Annotated in this window: 19 protein-coding genes and 1 riboswitch; of the genes, 13 read left to right on the top strand and 6 right to left on the bottom strand. The window is 39.4% G+C overall.

Going from position 1 to position 17,847, the window contains the following annotated elements:
- Positions 1-11: 11 nt before the first annotated feature.
- Positions 12-1,022, top strand: coding sequence for a hypothetical protein (locus tag AB8M93_RS02505; protein ID WP_373056053.1), 1,011 nt, complete (start codon positions 12-14; stop codon positions 1,020-1,022).
- A gap of 9 nt (positions 1,023-1,031) precedes the next feature.
- On the opposite strand, the gene AB8M93_RS02500 is transcribed toward AB8M93_RS02505, so the two are convergent.
- Both AB8M93_RS02500 and AB8M93_RS02495 read right to left on the bottom strand, forming a co-directional pair.
- Positions 1,032-1,586, bottom strand: a complete 555-nt coding sequence (locus AB8M93_RS02500; protein WP_373056052.1) for a DUF8465 domain-containing protein — start codon at positions 1,584-1,586, stop codon at positions 1,032-1,034.
- Positions 1,586-1,786, bottom strand: a complete 201-nt coding sequence (locus AB8M93_RS02495; protein ID WP_373056051.1) for a hypothetical protein — start codon at positions 1,784-1,786, stop codon at positions 1,586-1,588. The genes AB8M93_RS02500 and AB8M93_RS02495 overlap by 1 nt, the downstream gene beginning before the upstream one ends.
- A 521-nt stretch (positions 1,787-2,307) precedes the next feature.
- Here AB8M93_RS02495 and AB8M93_RS02490 point away from each other — a divergent pair.
- Genes AB8M93_RS02490 through AB8M93_RS02480 form a run of 3 tightly spaced genes read left to right on the top strand, consistent with a single transcriptional unit; the run spans position 2,308 to position 4,751 of the window.
- Positions 2,308-4,113: a DUF8693 domain-containing protein gene (locus AB8M93_RS02490; protein WP_373056050.1), complete on the top strand. Its 1,806-nt coding sequence runs from the start codon at positions 2,308-2,310 to the stop codon at positions 4,111-4,113.
- A 2-nt stretch (positions 4,114-4,115) separates the two neighbouring features.
- Positions 4,116-4,400, top strand: coding sequence for a DUF2752 domain-containing protein (locus tag AB8M93_RS02485; protein ID WP_373056049.1), 285 nt, complete (start codon positions 4,116-4,118; stop codon positions 4,398-4,400).
- 15 nt (positions 4,401-4,415) lie between these two features.
- Positions 4,416-4,751: a CCC motif membrane protein gene (locus AB8M93_RS02480; protein ID WP_373056048.1), complete on the top strand. Its 336-nt coding sequence runs from the start codon at positions 4,416-4,418 to the stop codon at positions 4,749-4,751.
- Positions 4,752-4,831: 80 nt separating this feature from the next.
- Here the strand turns inward: AB8M93_RS02480 and rocD are convergent, their stop codons facing one another.
- Positions 4,832-6,076: an ornithine--oxo-acid transaminase gene (rocD, locus tag AB8M93_RS02475; RefSeq protein ID WP_373056047.1), complete on the bottom strand. Its 1,245-nt coding sequence runs from the start codon at positions 6,074-6,076 to the stop codon at positions 4,832-4,834.
- Positions 6,077-6,248: 172 nt separating this feature from the next.
- Here rocD and rlmD point away from each other — a divergent pair, with 172 nt between their 5' ends.
- From rlmD to AB8M93_RS02460, 3 genes are read left to right on the top strand one after another with little or no spacing between them, the layout of a single operon-like run.
- A complete protein-coding gene (gene rlmD / locus AB8M93_RS02470) occupies positions 6,249-7,658 on the top strand; it encodes a 23S rRNA (uracil(1939)-C(5))-methyltransferase RlmD (RefSeq protein ID WP_373056046.1) in 1,410 nt (469 codons plus the stop codon).
- Positions 7,659-7,665: 7 nt separating this feature from the next.
- A complete protein-coding gene (locus AB8M93_RS02465; RefSeq protein WP_373056045.1) occupies positions 7,666-8,193 on the top strand; it encodes a DUF6452 family protein in 528 nt (175 codons plus the stop codon).
- Entirely contained in the window at positions 8,159-8,884 is a 726-nt protein-coding gene (locus AB8M93_RS02460; protein WP_373056044.1) for a DUF6048 family protein, read from the top strand. The genes AB8M93_RS02465 and AB8M93_RS02460 overlap by 35 nt, the downstream gene beginning before the upstream one ends.
- A 277-nt stretch (positions 8,885-9,161) precedes the next feature.
- On the opposite strand, the gene AB8M93_RS02455 is transcribed toward AB8M93_RS02460, so the two are convergent.
- Positions 9,162-10,313, bottom strand: coding sequence for a THUMP domain-containing class I SAM-dependent RNA methyltransferase (locus AB8M93_RS02455; protein WP_373056043.1), 1,152 nt, complete (start codon positions 10,311-10,313; stop codon positions 9,162-9,164).
- A gap of 178 nt (positions 10,314-10,491) precedes the next feature.
- On the opposite strand from AB8M93_RS02455, the gene AB8M93_RS02450 reads away from it, so the two are divergent.
- The 3 genes from AB8M93_RS02450 to AB8M93_RS02440 all read left to right on the top strand — a co-directional run bounded on the left by AB8M93_RS02450 (position 10,492) and on the right by AB8M93_RS02440 (position 12,718).
- A complete protein-coding gene (locus tag AB8M93_RS02450; RefSeq protein ID WP_373056042.1) occupies positions 10,492-11,160 on the top strand; it encodes a ZIP family metal transporter in 669 nt (222 codons plus the stop codon).
- A 113-nt stretch (positions 11,161-11,273) separates the two neighbouring features.
- Positions 11,274-11,702 carry a DUF4268 domain-containing protein gene (locus AB8M93_RS02445; protein ID WP_373056041.1) on the top strand — a complete coding sequence of 143 codons (429 nt, stop codon included), beginning with the start codon at positions 11,274-11,276 and terminating at the stop codon, positions 11,700-11,702.
- An 11-nt stretch (positions 11,703-11,713) separates the two neighbouring features.
- Positions 11,714-12,718 (top strand): acyltransferase family protein, encoded by a 1,005-nt coding sequence (locus tag AB8M93_RS02440; protein ID WP_373056040.1) that lies wholly within the window; start codon positions 11,714-11,716, stop codon positions 12,716-12,718.
- Between the two features lie 5 nt (positions 12,719-12,723).
- Here AB8M93_RS02440 and AB8M93_RS02435 read toward each other — a convergent pair whose 3' ends face one another.
- Together AB8M93_RS02435 and AB8M93_RS02430 are read right to left on the bottom strand one after the other, a co-directional pair.
- Positions 12,724-13,785, bottom strand: a complete 1,062-nt coding sequence (locus AB8M93_RS02435) for a YncE family protein (RefSeq protein ID WP_373056039.1) — start codon at positions 13,783-13,785, stop codon at positions 12,724-12,726.
- Between the two features lie 10 nt (positions 13,786-13,795).
- On the bottom strand, positions 13,796-15,625 hold the full coding sequence (locus tag AB8M93_RS02430) for a TonB-dependent receptor plug domain-containing protein (protein WP_373056038.1): 1,830 nt from the start codon (positions 15,623-15,625) through the stop codon (positions 13,796-13,798).
- A gap of 32 nt (positions 15,626-15,657) precedes the next feature.
- Positions 15,658-15,946: riboswitch (cobalamin riboswitch) on the bottom strand.
- Positions 15,947-16,017: 71 nt separating this feature from the next.
- Here AB8M93_RS02430 and AB8M93_RS02425 point away from each other — a divergent pair.
- The 3 genes from AB8M93_RS02425 to AB8M93_RS02415 are packed head-to-tail and all read left to right on the top strand — an operon-like array spanning position 16,018 to position 17,829.
- Positions 16,018-17,157 carry an ABC transporter substrate-binding protein gene (locus AB8M93_RS02425; RefSeq protein WP_373056037.1) on the top strand — a complete coding sequence of 380 codons (1,140 nt, stop codon included), beginning with the start codon at positions 16,018-16,020 and terminating at the stop codon, positions 17,155-17,157.
- A 31-nt stretch (positions 17,158-17,188) separates the two neighbouring features.
- On the top strand, positions 17,189-17,389 hold the full coding sequence (locus AB8M93_RS02420) for a hypothetical protein (RefSeq protein ID WP_373056036.1): 201 nt from the start codon (positions 17,189-17,191) through the stop codon (positions 17,387-17,389).
- Positions 17,389-17,829, top strand: a complete 441-nt coding sequence (locus AB8M93_RS02415) for a PIN domain-containing protein (protein WP_373056035.1) — start codon at positions 17,389-17,391, stop codon at positions 17,827-17,829. The genes AB8M93_RS02420 and AB8M93_RS02415 overlap by 1 nt, the downstream gene beginning before the upstream one ends.
- Positions 17,830-17,847 lie beyond the last annotated feature (18 nt).

Genomic DNA, 17,847 nt, shown 5'->3' with positions numbered 1-17,847 from the left:
AAATTATTAAAATGAAGAAGATTTTTGGACTTATACTTTTAGTAGCACTTTTTCTTTCCTGTGACAGCGGCGAAATTATCGTTACCAGTTTTGATATGGAAGACAGCCAGCTAAAACTTTGCGGCCTCGCTACAAAGGTTTTGTACACCACCAATAGTGAAGATGTATATGAGTCTATGTCCCTTGTTCTTAAAAACACTGCCATAAGCACGGCAGAAAGCACCCTTAGAACCGAAATAGGGGATGTTGCCCTCAGTTTAAATACCACCAACCGGCTCATTTATCGCATTTATAATGATGCCGTGCCCACTTCTTACTTTTGCAGCGATATCCCCCCAAGTAATCCTGAAGTGCTTGAAGAATACATAAGTTCCAGCAGGGGAACAATTAATATAAACACCTATTACAGAGATCTTACCAATGAAGCCGATTCTGATAACGATGGTTTAACCAATCTTGAAGAAGGATTTGATGTTGATGGCGAAGACCATTTGGATTCTGACGGAGACGGGATTCCGGATTATCTCGATATAGATGATGATAATGATAATGTTGAAACGTCCGCGGAATTACGCAATCCAGATGGAGATCCCACCACAGGTGATAGTGAATATCGAGACACCGATGAAGATGGCATCCCAAATTACCTGGATACCGACGACGATGGCGATGGGGCACCTACCCGAAATGAAGTAGATCCTGATTCTGAAAGTGATATTTTAGAGCCTGCTTCGTATCTCAATGGAGCCGAAATAGCTTACTATCTTGACCGAACCGCTGCCATTTCTGAAGAAAATGATACTTTTCTTGAGAATGAAATTAAACGAAGTATAAGAACATATATTACAATCCGTGATTTTTCTTTAATCAAACAGGACGGGAGCGGAGAAGAAATTAAATTTGCCCAATATGACCTTGGATTTTTTGATGAAACCTTGGAAGAAATATACAGTCCTTATGAAGATGAAGATACGGGAGAAGAAACAGATGAAGAAACCGGTGATGAAACTGATACGGAATAGCTCGAACAACTATTCTACAGTATAATTCTGAAAAATATAAACTTCGGTGGCGCCAAGCCCATACTTCTGGAAATCGGCATCATAAAATTTTACATTGGCATACCGCCCAAAAAGGTAATCCAGCTCTGCTTTTAAAACCCCTTCCCCAACTCCGTGAATAAATACCACTTTTTGAATTCTTTTGCTCATGGCAAATTCCAGTTGGCGCCTGGCAGTGTCCAGTTGTAAATTCAGCATTTCATGGTTGTTTAAGCCTCTTGTAGACCTGGTGAGCTTTTCTATATGAAGGTCTACTTCCATAGGAGGCGCATTGCGCTCTTTGGGTTTTACCCTTGCTGATTTTTTTTTCTTCGGAATTTTTTTCTCTTTAAGGACACTTTCAAAATCTACATCTTCCTGCAGGTCTTCAATGGGGACCGCAATTTTCACCAAATCTGAAGCGGGAAAATCCATAGTAAAGCCCTCTGGGGTTTCCACCTCTACCATTTCCCCCTGAACATTCACCACTATTCCTTCCAGGTTATCATCCAATAACTCTACTTTATCTCCAGGTTTAAATTCCATTATTTCCCGTTTTCTTCTTCTTTATGATCATCTTTGGTGGCAACCCAGTAGTTGGTGGCGCGGTATAAGCCAAACATAATAATTATTAATCCCGCAATTTTAAAGTAAGGGCTGGCGTCTTTTACCGCAATTACATAAATAAGTAATGCGGCGCCAACAATTATTAAAACGGAATTTATTAATTGGGAATTTTTCATCATAATAGCTCTGCTGCTGCATTTTTCCATTCCTCCGAAGATGTAATAGAAAATCCGGCATAATTAATCTGCTGACAAAATTATGATTTAATTTCGGGAATTACAGAAAATCCTCAACCTATAGACAGGAATACATCAGAAGAAAAATTTCTTTATAGCCCTAGCCAGATTTTTTAGAGCTGCATTCTAAACGCATGTGCTGCAACCTTCTTTTTTCTTTGTAATTACTTAGAATGGTGCGGACCAGAAAGAAAACTAGTAAGGTAAGTAATAAAAACCCTACACTTAAGATTAGGATATTCATTTAAAATAATTTTTAAAAAATCGTTTTTCTGTAGGGAATGGCTAATATATAGAAAAGAAAAGAAAACAGGTTAAGATTTTAATAATAGTTTAACGACTTTTTTTCCGCTATAAAAGGATAAACCATGTTTTAAATGTTTAATGCACAACATCTTAATAAATTTAATCATGTTGCAATAAAGATTTTTGTTTACCTTTCTTGTGCTATAAAAAACGGCTGCATGGGGAAATTTATTTGCATCTTTATCCTATTCACCTGCACATTTCCATGCAGGGCACAATTAAGCGTTTCCCCTTCTACATTCCAGGATAGCTATGTTTATGTAAACGAAAGGCTTTTGTATGTGCAGGACGGGATCCACCTGGTGAAAAACAGGAATCCTTCAACAGAAGCAGGTATCTATCTACGTAATGAAGCACAGCTCCTGCAGGGCGAAAAACAGGAAAACTTTAATAATGGAAATGGATCAGTTTCCCTTTTCCAGGAGGGCACTTCAAATGCTTTTGATTATAATTACTGGGCGTTACCGGTGAGCAATCCGGGGAACCGGAATATCCATGATTATATCCTGGAACCATTGGATCTTACCCGCAGCAGAAAAGCCATTTTTACGACCGATCTTAACGGGCAGGCAGATCCTCTTAGCATTTCGAAGAAATGGATCTACAAATTTGCGGGAGACGATTATGCAGACTGGAAGTACATTGGTGACTACTTCGATTTGAAACCCGGCGAAGGTTTTACCATGAAAGGTACTAATGGAACAAACCATACTTTAATCAATAACGTAGAAAATAATCCCGGCAGCAGCCAGCGGTACGACTTTCGTGGCACCCCAAATGACGGCCTGTACAATATAAATATTCTAGAAAATCAATCTTTACTTGTTGGCAACCCTTATCCTTCAGCCCTTCATCTAAAGAGCTTCTTGCTGGATAATCCTGCCACAACCGGAATAGCTTATTTTTGGGATTCTAAAGATAATGGCACTTCTCACTATCTTCAGGATTATGAAGGCGGCTATGGCGCATACTCTCCGGGAGCGAATTCTTATGTTCCTGCGGTTTTTAAGAAATATCGTGGAAATGGAGAACTGGCAGGAGTAACGGGAGAAAACGGAGAAATAATTCCGCGGGAATTTATTCCCGTTGCCCAGGGATTTATGCTCATTGGCAGCAAAGATGGCAATGTGAGCTTTAAAAATTCTCATCGCATTTTTAAAAAAGAAAAGACCCGCGATTCCCAGTTTAAGGCTGTGGCCAGTAATCCGGAAGTGAGTGAGATTATTCCCAACCTGCGCCTTGATGTAGAAATTAATAACCTTTACTCCAGGCCGTTAGTACTGGCATTCAGGAATGATGCCACAACTGGAAAAGACTGGGCAATGGATGCAATGGCCATGAACAAAATCGCCTCAGATGCCGGGTGGTTTGTAGATAATGATTTTTACCTGATTAATGTCCGTCCATTTGCAGCTGAAGAAAATATCCCATTAATCATAAGTATGGCTACAGAAGGGGAAATTGTCTTTAGTGTGGAATCTATGCGGGCGCTGGAACCTGAAGCCGTTTTAATTTATGATGCTGAAGCCAATACCTACAAAAATATCCTCAAGGAAAGCTATAAAACTGTATTGCAAAAGGGGGAATATTCCAGCCGCTTCTTTTTAACTATAAAAATGCCTGCGCCGGAATCCACAAATGTTAATGACGATAATCCCCCGGCGCAAAATTCAGAAGAACTTTTTGAAAGCCCTGAGAAGACAATTACTTCTGCCGAAGAAGTAGAGGTTTTTCAGAACGCCGGGGAAGGAATTTTACAATTGAAGATTCCTACACAAACCAATGCAGCACAGATCAATCTTTTTGACCTTAAAGGTAGCAAAGTGCTTAGCAGAAAGATTTTAAATTCTGAAATAGAAATCAGCCTTCCTGTCTCCGGTCTAAGTGAAGGAGTTTATATTCTCAATATTATTACTACAAATAAGAAAAAAATCAGTAAAAAAATTACCATCAAAAAAAGATAGTAATGGAGGAATACATGTTTCCCTGTTTAAATAAAAAACTTTTTGGATTAGAATGCTACGGTTGCGGGGCTCAACGTTCTATTGCATTACTTTTAAAAGGAGATTTTAACGCAGCCTTCCATATGTATCCCGCTATTTTTTCCCTCCTTGTACTGCTGGGATTTTTAGTATTCAATCTTTTCTTTAAATTTAAATACGACTATTCCATTAAAATCGGGTTAATTATTTTAAACGCTGCCATAATCACGGGAAATTATCTTTATAAATTTATCTTAATCATCCACTAACTAAACCAACTATTTATGGAAAAAGAACAATTACCTAATTCCACCTTAATTCTTGTTTTTGGTATCCTATCCATCCTTGGATGCTGCTGCTATGGCGTCCTGGGGGCAATATTTGGAATCCTGGCTATTGTAATGGCAAAAAAAGCCACGGAAATTTACCATGCCAATCCCGAATTATATACGGGCTATCAAAATGTAAAAACCGGGAGGATACTTGCTTATATAGGAGTTGGAGTGAGTGCGCTCTACATCGTGATCATCATTGTAGGCTTAATTATCTATGGCGGTATTGAAGGAATCCAGGAAATGCAGGAGGAAATTCTGCGGGAATATGGAAATTACGAAGCATAAAAAAGAATTCCTGATTAAATTAAAAAAGGTCTGAAAATTAGCATTTTCAGACCTTTTTTAATTCTCAGCTTAAAAGTTTTCTACTTTTCAAAGTCTTTTAAGGTAGTAATAATAATATCCACACAATCTTTTAGTTGCTCTTCATTCATTACCAATGGTGGAGCGAATCTAATGATATTGCCGTGGGTTGGCTTCGCCAGGAGTCCGTTTTCCTTTAGCGCAACGCAAATATCCCATGCTGTTGTACTTTCAGGAGAGTCGTTAATAAGAATGGCATTCAGCAAACCTTTTCCGCGAACGGAATCTACGATACTGGAATTCCTGATATAATCATCCAGTAATCTTCTGAACAAACCTCCCAGTTTTTCGGCATTTTCAGCTAAATTTTCATCTTTTATCACCTCAAGTGCCGCATGAGCCACTGCACAGGCAAGAGGATTCCCACCAAAAGTAGAGCCATGCTGTCCTGGCTTGATCACGTCCATCACATTGTTATTGGCCAAAACCGCAGATACGGGATAAACTCCTCCGGAGATCGCTTTTCCCAAAATAAGAATATCAGGCCTTACCTCTTCATGGTCTACCGCCAGTAATTTACCTGTACGGGCAATTCCAGTTTGCACCTCATCAGCAATAAAAAGTACATTATGTTTTTTACAGAGTTCCTTTGTTCTTCTCAGAAAACCTTCAGATGGCACATAAACTCCAGCTTCACCCTGTATAGGCTCCACAAGAAAACCGGCAATATTATCATTTTCTTCAAGTACCTTTTCCAGTGCGTCTACATCGTCGTAAGGTATCTTCAGGAATCCGGGGGTGTAGGGGCCAAAATTTCTTCGTGCATCCTCATCATTGGAAAAAGAGATGATGGTGGTGGTCCTTCCGTGGAAATTATTTTCGCAAACCACAATCTGCGCTTCGGTTTCCTTAACTCCTTTAGTCTCGTAAGCCCATTTCCTGGCCAGTTTTATCGCGGTTTCCACAGCCTCGGCTCCTGTGTTCATAGGTAGCAGCTTATCAAAACCAAAATATTCTGTAGCATATTTTTCAAACGGCCCAAGCACATCATTATGGAAGGCGCGGGAAGTGAGGGTAAGGGTGGCAGCCTGTTTGTTTAGGGCATCTATAATCTTTGGATGGCAATGTCCCTGGTTTACTGCGGAATAGGCCGAAAGGAAATCGTAGTACTTTTTTCCTTCCACATCCCATACATGCACGCCTTCGCCTTTGCTTAAAACGGCGGGAAGCGGGTGGTAATTGTGCGCTCCGTGTTTATCTTCCAGTTGAATAGCCTCTTCTGAAGACTTGATTTGTGTTAATGACATTTCAAAATTTTTAATCTTTTCACTTCTGCAATTCCTTCTTGTCCCGCGCATTGAAAGCAGCGGATTTGGAGAGAAATCATCCTTTTTTCAGATTTTCGCAAATTACTAAATGTTTACTGAAATTTTCAATGCCAGCCCTATTAAATCTTGGCAATTATCCTATTTTTGCGCTATGGCCAGAAAGAAAAAAAACAAGCTTTTTGAAGCAGTAGAAGTACTTGATGCAGGTGCTAAAGGAAAAAGTATCGCCAAAGCGCCGGATGGAAAAGTGATTTTCATCAATAACGCGGTACCCGGTGATATTGCCGATATCCAGACCATAAAAAAACGAAAATCGTACTACCAGGGCACTGCCGTAAAATTTCATGAATATTCTTCTAAACGTGTAGAGCCGGTTTGCCAGCATTTTGGCACTTGCGGAGGTTGTAAATGGCAGTTTATGGACTATAAATTCCAACTGGAGTACAAACAGCAGGAAGTGGAAAATAACCTGCGCCGCATTGGTAAAGTAGAACTTCCGGCGATTACTCCTATTCTTGGCTCCAAAGACATCTATTTTTACCGCAATAAAATGGAATTTTCTTTTAGTGACAGCCGCTGGCTTAGCATGAAAGAAATTAAAAGCGGGGAAGATATAGAAAACAAGAACGCTCTTGGTTTCCATATTCCGGGTATGTGGGATAAAATTCTGGACATTAAAAAATGCCATTTACAGGAGGACCCCAGCAACGCGATAAGAAATTTTGTAAAAATTTTTGCTACTGAAAATGATATGCCTTTCTTCAACGCAAGGGAGCAATCGGGTTTTTTACGAACGCTGATGATACGCACCTCTTCTACGGGGGAAATAATGGTGCTGCTTCAGCTATTTGAAGAAAACAGGGAAAAACGGGAATTACTGCTTGACAATATACTGGCTGAATTTCCCGAAATTACCTCCCTGCAATACGTGATCAATTCTAAAGGAAATGATACTATTTATGATCAGGAAGTGATTTGCTACCATGGCCGGGATCATATTTTTGAAGAAATGGAAGGTCTTAAATTCAAGATAAACGCCAAAAGTTTTTACCAGACCAACTCTGCCCAGGCTTACCAATTGTATAAAATTACCCGGAATTTTGCCAACTTACAGGGAGATGAGGTGGTGTACGATTTGTACACAGGAACTGGTACTATTGCCCAGTTTGTCGCCGCTAAAGCGCGAAAAGTCATTGGGGTTGAAGCAGTTCCTGAAGCTATTGAAGATGCGAAACAAAACGCCCAGAGAAACAATATTGAAAATACAAAATTCTTTGCCGGGGATATGCGAAAGGTATTTACCAATGAGTTTATCAATAAAAATGGCCACCCGGACGTTATAATTACAGATCCTCCGCGGGACGGGATGCACAAAGAGGTGGTGGCACAGATAATTGCTATCTTGCCGAAGCGCATTGTTTATGTAAGCTGCAATTCTGCCACCCAGGCCAGGGATTTAGAAATGCTGGATAAACATTACAAAGTAACAAAAGTGCAGCCGGTAGATATGTTCCCACAGACTTTTCATGTGGAGAACGTGGTTTGCCTTGAAAAAAGATAAAACCTTAATGAGTTTCAGAAATAAATTAATGTTTGGTTTGTTATTGGGATTGGCTGCATTTAGCTCATGCCAGCGGGACGATATTTGCCCTGAAAGTACCCAAACCACTTCCCTGCTCATCATTCGCTTTTATGATGTTGAAGACCGCACTACCCTGCAATCTCCTACAAATTTGAGAATTAGGGCAGTTGGAGACACCACATTTTATACCGGAGACGATTTTAATACCGATAGCCTGGCAGTTCCTTTGCGCACCAATGCCGATGAAACCTCTTATGAATTCATCTTTAATTATGCCGAAGGAGACGATATAGATCCTAATAGCCCTGTAGAACAAAATAATACCGATACGATTACTTTTAGCTATATACGCGACCAGGAATACCTTAACCGGGCCTGCTCTTTTAAAATTAATTATTCCGGACTTGATGTGGAAACCGAAGGTGGAGAAGACGGCGCATGGATACAAGCCTATCAAATTGAACAAGAAGAAGTTATAGATGAAACTGAAGCACACCTCTTTTTATACTATTAATCTACTACTGCTTTTGCTTTTCTTCGGAAATTTGCAGGCACAGGAGCAGGAAATTCCGCCGCCTTCTGTTGCAGACAGTGTACAGTATAAACAAAAGTTCGGGTTGCGCGCCGGGGTAGACCTGAGTAAATTGCTGCGGACTGCCTTACAGGATGATTACAGCGGCTTTGAAATTGTGGGGGATTACCGGGTTTATAAAAATTTCTATGCCGCTGCTGAAATTGGGAATGAAAAGATAACTTTTGCCGAAGGCCCTATTACAGCCACTTCAAGCGGAAGCTATATAAAAGTGGGAGCCGATTATAATGCCTATGAAAACTGGCTGGACATGCAAAACAGCATCTTTGTGGGCCTGCGTTACGGGTTTGCCACTTTTTCACAGGACCTGGAGCAATATACCATCTATACCACCACTTCTTATTTTGAACCCGATGTGCGCACTCCGGAAGATGGAGAAACCACCGGCCTTACCGCCAACTGGATAGAACTTATTGCAGGCATTAAAGTAGAAGTTCTTAACAACCTTTTTCTTGCTGTTAATGTTCAGCTAAAAAGGCGTATTGGCCAAAGCACTCCTCCAAATTTTGATAACCTAAGCATTCCCGGCTTTAACAGGACTTACGATGAAAGTAATTTTGGGGTTGGCTTTGGATATACTATTTCATATCTGCTGCCACTTTATAAAAAATAGCCGTTAGACGGTAGACGGTAGACGGTAGGAAAGTTTAAAGTTTCAGGTTTTGAAGTTTTCTGTTTCGGCAGAATTTCTGCTGTTAACTCCCAACTTCATACCTTAAAATTCTAACTTCTAACTTCGTACTTCTAATTTCGTACTTCCTCTTTCTTCCCACAAAATTCGCAGATTAGCGCAGAAATTTTATTAAAGTTGATAATCAATTCCAAACCTAATTTCTAAATTCGTATTTCAAAATTCCAACTTCCAACTTCGTACTTCTAACTTCGTACTTCTAATTTATCCTTTTCTTGCTTCCCTCATAAATTTCATATTTCAGCAAGCGGGATTCTAATGCGCCGTTGTACATTTTTATTTTCCTGGAAGGGCGAAGGCCAACATTTTTAATTGCTTCCAGATTTGAAGTAATAAACCAGGCCTGGGTGCCGGGGTAACTTTGCTTCAGCGTATCTCCTATTTTTTTATAAAACTTTGGCATGTCAATCTCCAGCCGTTCCCCGTACGGCGGATTGAAGACCATGTGCAAATGCCGCTCATTTTCCTTTTCACTCTCAAAGAAATCCTGCCTTTCAATTTTTATAAATTCAGCAAGATTAGCATTTTTCACATTATCAATCGCTTTATGCACTGCAGAAGGCGAAGTATCATAACCTTTCAGCGTAAAATGAAATTCCCTTATTTTTTTCAGCACAGATTCTTCAATTTTCTCAAAAAGATCTGCATCCCAGTCTTTCCACCTTTCAAAAGCAAATTCTTTGCGGTTAAGGTTCGGCGGAATATTACAGGCGATCATCGCCGCTTCAATAAGAATAGTTCCACTCCCGCACATGGGATCCAGGAAATCGCTTTGCCCGTTCCAGCCGGAGTGCAGCAGCATTCCTGCCGCCAAAACTTCATTTATTGGAGCAATATTGGTGGCTGTTTTGTAGCCACGTTTATGCAGGGACTGCCCGGAACTGTCAAAGCTCACGTTACAGAAGTTTTTTTCAATATGGATATTTAACCGCAACGTTGGGAAATCCAGGTCCACATCTGGCCGCTTTCCGAATTTATCCCTAAAGCGGTCCACAATGGCATCTTTGGTTTTAAGGGAGATGTATTTTGAATGCGTAAAAGTATCAGAATGTACGGTGGCATCTACCGCCAGCGTGTCATTTACATCCATAAACTCCTCCCATGGCAATGCATAAATACTTTTGTAAAGATCTTCTTCAGAATAAATCTTAAAACTTTTATAGGGTTTCAGGATTTTAATGGCAGTCCGCAGGCACAAATTAGCTTTATACATAAAGCCGTTGTCCCCCACAAAACTCACATTACGCGTTCCTTCTTTCACCTCCATAGCACCCAAAGCCATAAGTTCTTTGGCCAGGATTGGTTCAAAGCCGAACATGGTTTTGGCGATCATTGTAAAATTATTTCCCATATCACCTTTTTAGAGAACCGCAAAAATACATTAATTTTGGCCGGTATTAAAGAAGTGAGAAGTGAGAAGTGAAGAGTGAAGAGTGAAGAGTGAAGAGTGAAGAGTGAATTTAGAAGTTAGAAGTTAATTTAAAGCTTAAGGCGTTAAAAGCCGAAAACCAAAAAATCCCCTGCCAGGAATGATCTATATTTTACCGTTACTTTCTGTTCTTGCGGGTTATGTGATTTCACTCTTTCTAAAACCGGGGAATTCCACAGGGTTTAAACTGTTGCTATCCTTCAGTGGTGCTTATCTGCTTTCTGTAACGGTTTTTGAATTGCTGCCCGAGGTTTATCAAAGCAATACCGCAGATATTGGCATTTTCATTATGATGGGCCTTCTTTTGCAAATTAGCCTGGAATTTGTTTCTAAAGGGGTGGAACACGGGCATATGCACCACCACGAAGAAGTGGGGAAATTCCCTTTCTTGTTGCTCGCGAGTTTAAGCCTGCACGCATTGCTGGAAGGTTTTCCCATACACGAGCATGGGCATTTACTTCAAGGAGTGGTGATTCATAAAATTCCGGTCGCCGCAATTTTATCGGTTTTTTTAATCCGCTCCAAAATGAGCAAACCGGCAACTTTTCTTTTTTTGGCATTTTTCGCGTTTATGACTCCTCTTGGGAGCTGGCTTCAGGAAAATTTTGAATTCCTTCAGCAATATAACGCATATATCAATGCGGTTGTCATTGGCATATTCCTGCATGTTTCCACTACCATTTTATTTGAATCGGCTAAAAATCATAGTTTTAACATCTCAAAGCTGGGAGTTGTCATTCTTGGAATATTGCTGGCTTATTTTATTTAAGTTTCAATTTTGCTCAACCTGCAATTCATTTTATAATAGTTATTTTTGGGCAAATTGTAATAAGAAGCCATTTTAGCCAAATTCCGGAACTACTATTTAGAAAGAAGTAAACCATGTTCAGCAGGGAAGAATCGAAAAAACTTACGCAGGAATTCTGGACCGGCTTCGGAAAAAATTTTCCACATAAATGGATCCTGTATAACACGAAAATCAAGGAAATCCAGCTGAAGTTTACTTTTACCAGAAAAATGGCACAGGTTTCTATGGATGTAAGTTCGCAGGATGAATTGATCCAGGCTTATTATTTCGAAAAGATGCTTTCGCTGAAGAAAATTCTTCTTGCTGAATATTTGCCAGATGCCATTTTTGATGAACACTATGAACTACCGGAAAGTAAAGTTGTTTCGCGGGTTTATGTGCAGCTGGGCGGGGTGAGCATCCATAATAAAAATAACTGGGAGCATGTACAGCAATTTTTTGTAGAAAAAATGTTGAAAATGGAAGCCTTTTTTACAGATTTTGAAGACTTCATTAAATCCTGAAATTATACTATTTGAAAAGGCTAAAGCAGAGCGAAAAAAGGAGGATTTACGGGCTGGACAGCCTCAGATTCCTGGCATTTCTTATGGTTTTCCTGTTTCATTCTTCTGAAATTTTCTTTTTTGGATTTTTGGGAGTGGATTTCTTCTTTGTACTTTCCAGCTTCTTACTTACCTATCTTGCTTTTACTGAAATAGAAAAAACCGGAAGTTTTTCCCGCAGAAATTTCTTTTTGCGCCGAGTGCTCAGGATCTTTCCGCTGTATTACCTCATCGTATTCTTCAGTTTTGTAATCCTGCCTTTTCTTGCTGAAAAAGCCGGCATTGCAATCACCTTGCCTGAAAAGGAATGGTACTTCTGGACGTTTCTCTCCAATTATGACAACAGCCATTATCTTTTACCGCTGAAGTTTTTATGGTCTATTGCCGTGGAAGAGCAATTTTACCTGCTTTTCCTGCTGCTGAGCATTTTCTTTAGAAAACACTTCTGGTATATCATTGGTTCTTTGCTGCTGGGGTATGTAATTTTTATGATTTCTGAAGGCTACTTTGGCTGGGAGCGCTATAAAAGTGTATTCCTACATCTTGTGAATTTTGCCTTCGGGATGGCGGCAGGTTATCTCTTTTACCTGGGAAGATTAAAATTTAAAAAACGCATTTTACTGCCCGGCCTGCTACTTTCTTTCATTTTACTGTTCCCTACAGTAAAAATTGCGATCTTATTTAACCTGCTGCTTTCCCTGTTTTTTGTTCTGCTTATCTTCAGCATTACCCACTTTGGACAAAAATTAGCCCGTAACTATATTTTCAGGATTACAGAATACCTGGGAAAATATACTTACGGGCTTTATGTTTACAGCGGCTTTATTATTGTCTTTTTCAACAAACTCTTAAGCCCCGGATCCAGAATTTTAATTATCCTTATAGCGTTAATTGCTCTATTCCTGGTCGCTTTTCTTTCTTATCATTTATATGAAAAGCATTTCCTGAAGCTAAAAAAGTACTTCAGGAAAGTGTAAACAATTTAGTTAAAGTAGAACCCGTTAGGCCCTACTCCAACTGTGAAATCTGTTATAAATTCTCCGGTTATTGTATATATTCTCACCTTCCCATTTGAAGAAAAATTAGGCGCGTCCCCCGCATAAATATACCCGCCTTCTACTTCAAAACCATACATTTCCCCATATTGATCAGATTCACTTTCATAACTTAAAATCGCTTCTTCAGGCGCTTCTGTAGCGTCTTCAGAAATGCTGTAAACAGATTTCCCTGCCGTAAAATAAATTATATCATCTTCAATATCAAGATTTGAGACTCCTCCTAAGCTTGTAAGATCCAGCACCGCAACTTCTTCTGCGGCGTTCAGAGCTACTTTATAAAGCTTTTCATTAGAAAGGGCAAACAGGGAATTACCTTCAATTTCTATAGCATTCAAGCCTTCCATTTCTCCTTCAGCATTTTCAAAAAGAGTAATGGTTTTCACAAAAGAATTAGAAGAAGGATCAAAAACTTTTACAGTATTTCCATCTCCGTACGCTGCTCCTTCCGCATAAATCAAGTCATCGCTTATCTGCAATGCTGATAGCTTACTACCGGCAACTACGCTTTCTTCAACTTCTAAACTTTCCAGATCTATAACGGCAATATAGTCATCACTGCCATCACTAAAACCGGCTACATTTGTCACGTAAGCCTTGCCGTTATAAGCCACGCCATATAAAGGAACATTCAGGCCGCTATCCACCTGGCCTTTATATTCAAAAGAATAGCGATCTACCACCGTTATCAAATTTGAACCATTGGAAATGATATAGGCATTTTCATCATCAAAAAACATAGATTGTACAAAATTACCCAGGTCCATCCCGGGATTTACCGTTTCAAAAACCATATTTTCCACCGTTGTTAGTTCTGTATCCAAGAAAGAAATACTTCCTGCAGATTGGGAGCCTTCATTAAGAACAATTACTCCATCTGCATAATCTCCTGTAGGTTCCGGCACCTCGTTAATATCATCGTCATTACTACAGGAGCTAAGTAAAACCGAGGCTAAAAGTGAAAGGCTTAAAAATTTGCGAATTTTCATAGTTGATTGATTAAAATTTAAAGTTTAGGTATAGATTAAAGTTTGTTCCCGGCATCCACCGGTCTTCTACGTTTTGATATTCTGTATTAAACAGGTTGTTGATCTTTGCTCCTGCCTCTAATTTGCCATTTTTGAAGGCATAGTTAATACCAAGATTGGCTAGAAAATATCCGGAGAGTTCTCCGCTATAGTCGGTCCTGGTATAAACGCTTCCATTATAGAGCAGCTGGATAGACGGGGTAAAAGCGTGGTAATTGTAACTAAAATTGCCGGTAATTTTATGATAAGGGATATAAATTAACTGCCGGTTGCTTTCAGTATCTTTGGAAACGGTGTAGGCATAGGTGGCATAAGTAGTAAGAACCTGATCTTTACTAAAAGTTTTATGCCAGTTTAGATAAGACTCCAGGCCATATATTTTTACGTTATCTTCATTTACAGGACGCCAGATTCCGCTTTCGCCGGGCAACCACCGAATCATGTCATTAATCTTGTTGTAATAGATAGTTAATCCGGTTTCAAAATTTTTAAGATGAAATTCATTACTAATTTCAGCCTGGAGAGAAGTTTCCGGGTCCAAATTTGGGTTGCCTGCAGAGGACCAGTACAAATCGTTGTAGGTAGGAATCCTGAAATTTTTTGAAGCGTTAAACTTTAGCGTATAAAAGTTGCCAATTTTATAATCTGCTCCAAAAGAATATAACAGCGGACTATCATAATTCGCAGTAACTTCTTTTCTTATTCCTGCTTCGTACTGGAATTTTGATGTCACCCGATGTTTCCCGAGAACTGCTATAGAAAAGATGTTTCGGCTATTATTGCCTAAACTGCTTCCTTCACCTTTTGTATAAGTGTTCTGGATAACTGTATTTAAAAGAAGCTCTTTATGTTTATAATTTAAATCGTATTTCGCAATAAAGCTGCCTGCCTTTCCGTAGGAATAATTTTCAGCATCTATGTTTTCAAAATATTTGTAGTTTTCCCTGATAAAGGCCAGCCGGGTAACCTGCCGAAAATCTGAAAATTCCTTAGCCCACTCTAATAAATTCCTGTTGTTAAAATCAAGGTATTTCGTACGGTTCTCGGAAGGACGAATGAGTGAAAAATGGCGTTTCCCGTCATAAACTTCACTAATGAACTTAAGGACGTTTTTAGAATTAAACCGGTACCCCATTGTAACATTCAAAGCATTATTATAGTATTCCCCATTTAGGTTTTTCCCGCGCCCGTTTGGATAATCATAATCGTTATCACTGCTGTTCCTGGCAATTGCCATATTTAAACTCCATTTATTTTGTGCTAATTTCAGGTTGTACCGCGCGTCAACAGTATTAAAACTCCCGTATTGCAATAGAAACCGGTGTTGCTGTTTCCGGTTAAATGACAGGCTGTTGTTTAAATGAATGCTCCCGCCAATAGCCCCGGTACCATAAACCACGCTTCCGCCGCCACCTCTAACCAGGATATTATCGTAAGCTGCTGCATTTACAGTGTTAAAATCCATCTGGCCGTTAAATTGGGAATTTATATTGATCCCATTCCAAACTACGGCGGTTTGTGCTGCTGTGGTCCCGCGGAAAGAAGGCGAAGAAACCATTCCCCTGCCGTTTTCTTTGAAGTAAATTGAAGTATTAAAGCTTAAAACATCGGTAAGCAACGGCTGATTTTTGGTTAATACCGAATCTGAAAGTTTATAAACACGCTGTCCTGTAGAGAATTTCTCCAGCTTTTCATCGCTTAATAAAACGGTATCTAAAACAGTAATCTCCCGTGTTTGGGAAAAAAGTTTAGATGTAAATAGCCATAACGGCAGTACGATTAATAGGAATCTTATTCTCATTAGCCAGCGACTTTTATCCCGAAAGCCTCGATTTTTAAAGTTTGCTTCTGGCAGGTCTCCTGGCTTGCGTCTTGTTGTTTACCTTCCCATCCATAAAGAACAGTGGTATTTTGAAGTGATAACAACAAGCATCCCAACGGGACTAAGCTTACAGTTGCGGGAACAGCTCAGGCTTTTGAAGTTAGAGGTTATGAAGTGTGAAGTACAAAGTTTTAAAAACTTACTACGCACTTCTAATTTCGTACTTCTAACTTCTTCCTGATTCCCTTTTAATCTGTACCGAAAAAACTCCGGCACCGAACCAAAAATTCTTAGCGAAAATAAACAATTATGTTTGCTGGCAGCTTAAATTTTTAAATAATCTTACTTTTGAATTTTTAAAACAGTTCCTTTTGAAGAAATTTGGTCTCCTTTTAGTCTTACTGATTTTTAGCGCCTGTAAAAATTCTGAAAACAAACGAGAAGAAACATATCCTTCTAAGGGAGAGAAGATTAACATCTCTTATGCAAAGGGATTCGAAATTGAAAAATTTGATCATTATTTTATAATTGAAGTCAATAACCCCTGGCCGGATGCCGGAGAAAATTTCCGTTATCTTTTAGCTGAAGAGGATGCTGTTATTCCACCCGATTTAGAATTTGACCAAAAAGTCCAAATTCCGGTCAGGAAAATTGTGGTGACTTCCACCACCCATATTCCCGCTTTGGAAGCTTTGGAAGAAGAATCTGCTTTGAAAGGATTTCCCGGACTGGATTTTATCTCTTCAGAAAAAACGAGGGAATTGATAAATTCCGGAGAAATAAAAGAAGTGGGGAAAAATGAAAATCTAAATACTGAGGTTCTGATAGATTTAGAACCCGATGTAGTGATTGGCTTTGCCATTAACGGGAATAATCCCGCCTTCGAAACTATACAAAAAGCAGGCATTCCGGTGGTTTACAATGGCGACTGGACCGAGGAAAGCCCGCTGGGTAAAGCGGAATGGGTTAAATTCTTCGGAGCATTTTTTAATAAAACAAAAGAGGCAGCAGAGATTTACAAGCAGATTGCTGTCTCCTACAAAGAAGCCAAAGAACTGGCGAATACTGCCGAAGATTCTCCAAAAGTTTTGAGCGGTTCTATGTACAAAGACCAGTGGTATATGCCTTATGGAAATTCCTGGACCGCGCAATTTATAAAAGACGCTAATGCCCATTACGTTTATGCCGAAACCGAAGGAAATGGCAGCATGGCACTTTCTTTTGAAAGTGTGCTGGCAGAAGCACAGGATGCCGATTACTGGATAAGTGCCGGCCAGTTTACTTCCTACGAAGAACTTTTCGCAAATTCTGATCATTACCGCCAGTTTGAAGCGGTTAAAAATAAAAAGGTTTACAGCGTTAGCCTGGTAAAAGGAGCAACCGGCGGCGTAGTGTATTACGAACTTGGCCCGCAGCGCCCGGATCTTGTTCTTAAAGACCTTATCTCTATTTTTCATCCTGGTTTGATGCCAGATTACCGGAGAACATTTTTTAAAGCTTTGGAAGAGTAACAAACTTGTAAAAAATACTTATCTTTAGTCTATGCAAATCGAAAAAAAAGATAACGAAATACTTATAAAAGTCCCGGCAGGAACACACCTTCCAGGCCTGCAGCGTATGATAGATTATATCAAATACCGGGAAATAGCATCTAAAAGTAAAGCCAGCGAAAAACAGATTGAGGAACTTGCTCAAAAATCCAAATCAGATTGGTGGGAAAAAAATAAAAATCGATTCCTTTAATGATCATAATAGTTGACACTAACATAGTTTTTAGTGGCATCTTAAATCCTAAAGGAGACATAAGCGATCTTTTATTAAATTCCAGTGATATTTTTCAATTTTATTCTCCAGGTTTTCTTCTTGAAGAATTGGAAAAACATCATCAAAAACTACTTCAAATTTCCGGTTACTCAGAAACTGATCTTAATTTCCTAAAAAGATTACTACTCAAAAAAATTGAATTCATTGATCCTGAAATCATTCAGCAGTCTAACTGGGTAAAAGCCGCCGCACTTACCAAGGATGTAGACGCTTACGACATTCCTTTTATAGCTTTAGGCCTTCAGCTAAATGCACCGCTTTGGACAGGAGATAAAAAATTAATGCAGGGTTTAAAGAGTAAAGGATACAATTCAATTTTATATTCTAAACATTTAAGAGAAATTCGAGACGAAAAGTAAGTCCCGTGCAGTTAGCAT

The sequence above is a fragment of the Autumnicola aciditolerans genome, from assembly GCF_041679265.1.
Taxonomy (GTDB): domain Bacteria; phylum Bacteroidota; class Bacteroidia; order Flavobacteriales; family Flavobacteriaceae; genus Autumnicola.
The sequence above is the reverse complement of the archived record's forward strand: the minus strand, read 5'-3'. Positions and strand labels throughout refer to the sequence as shown.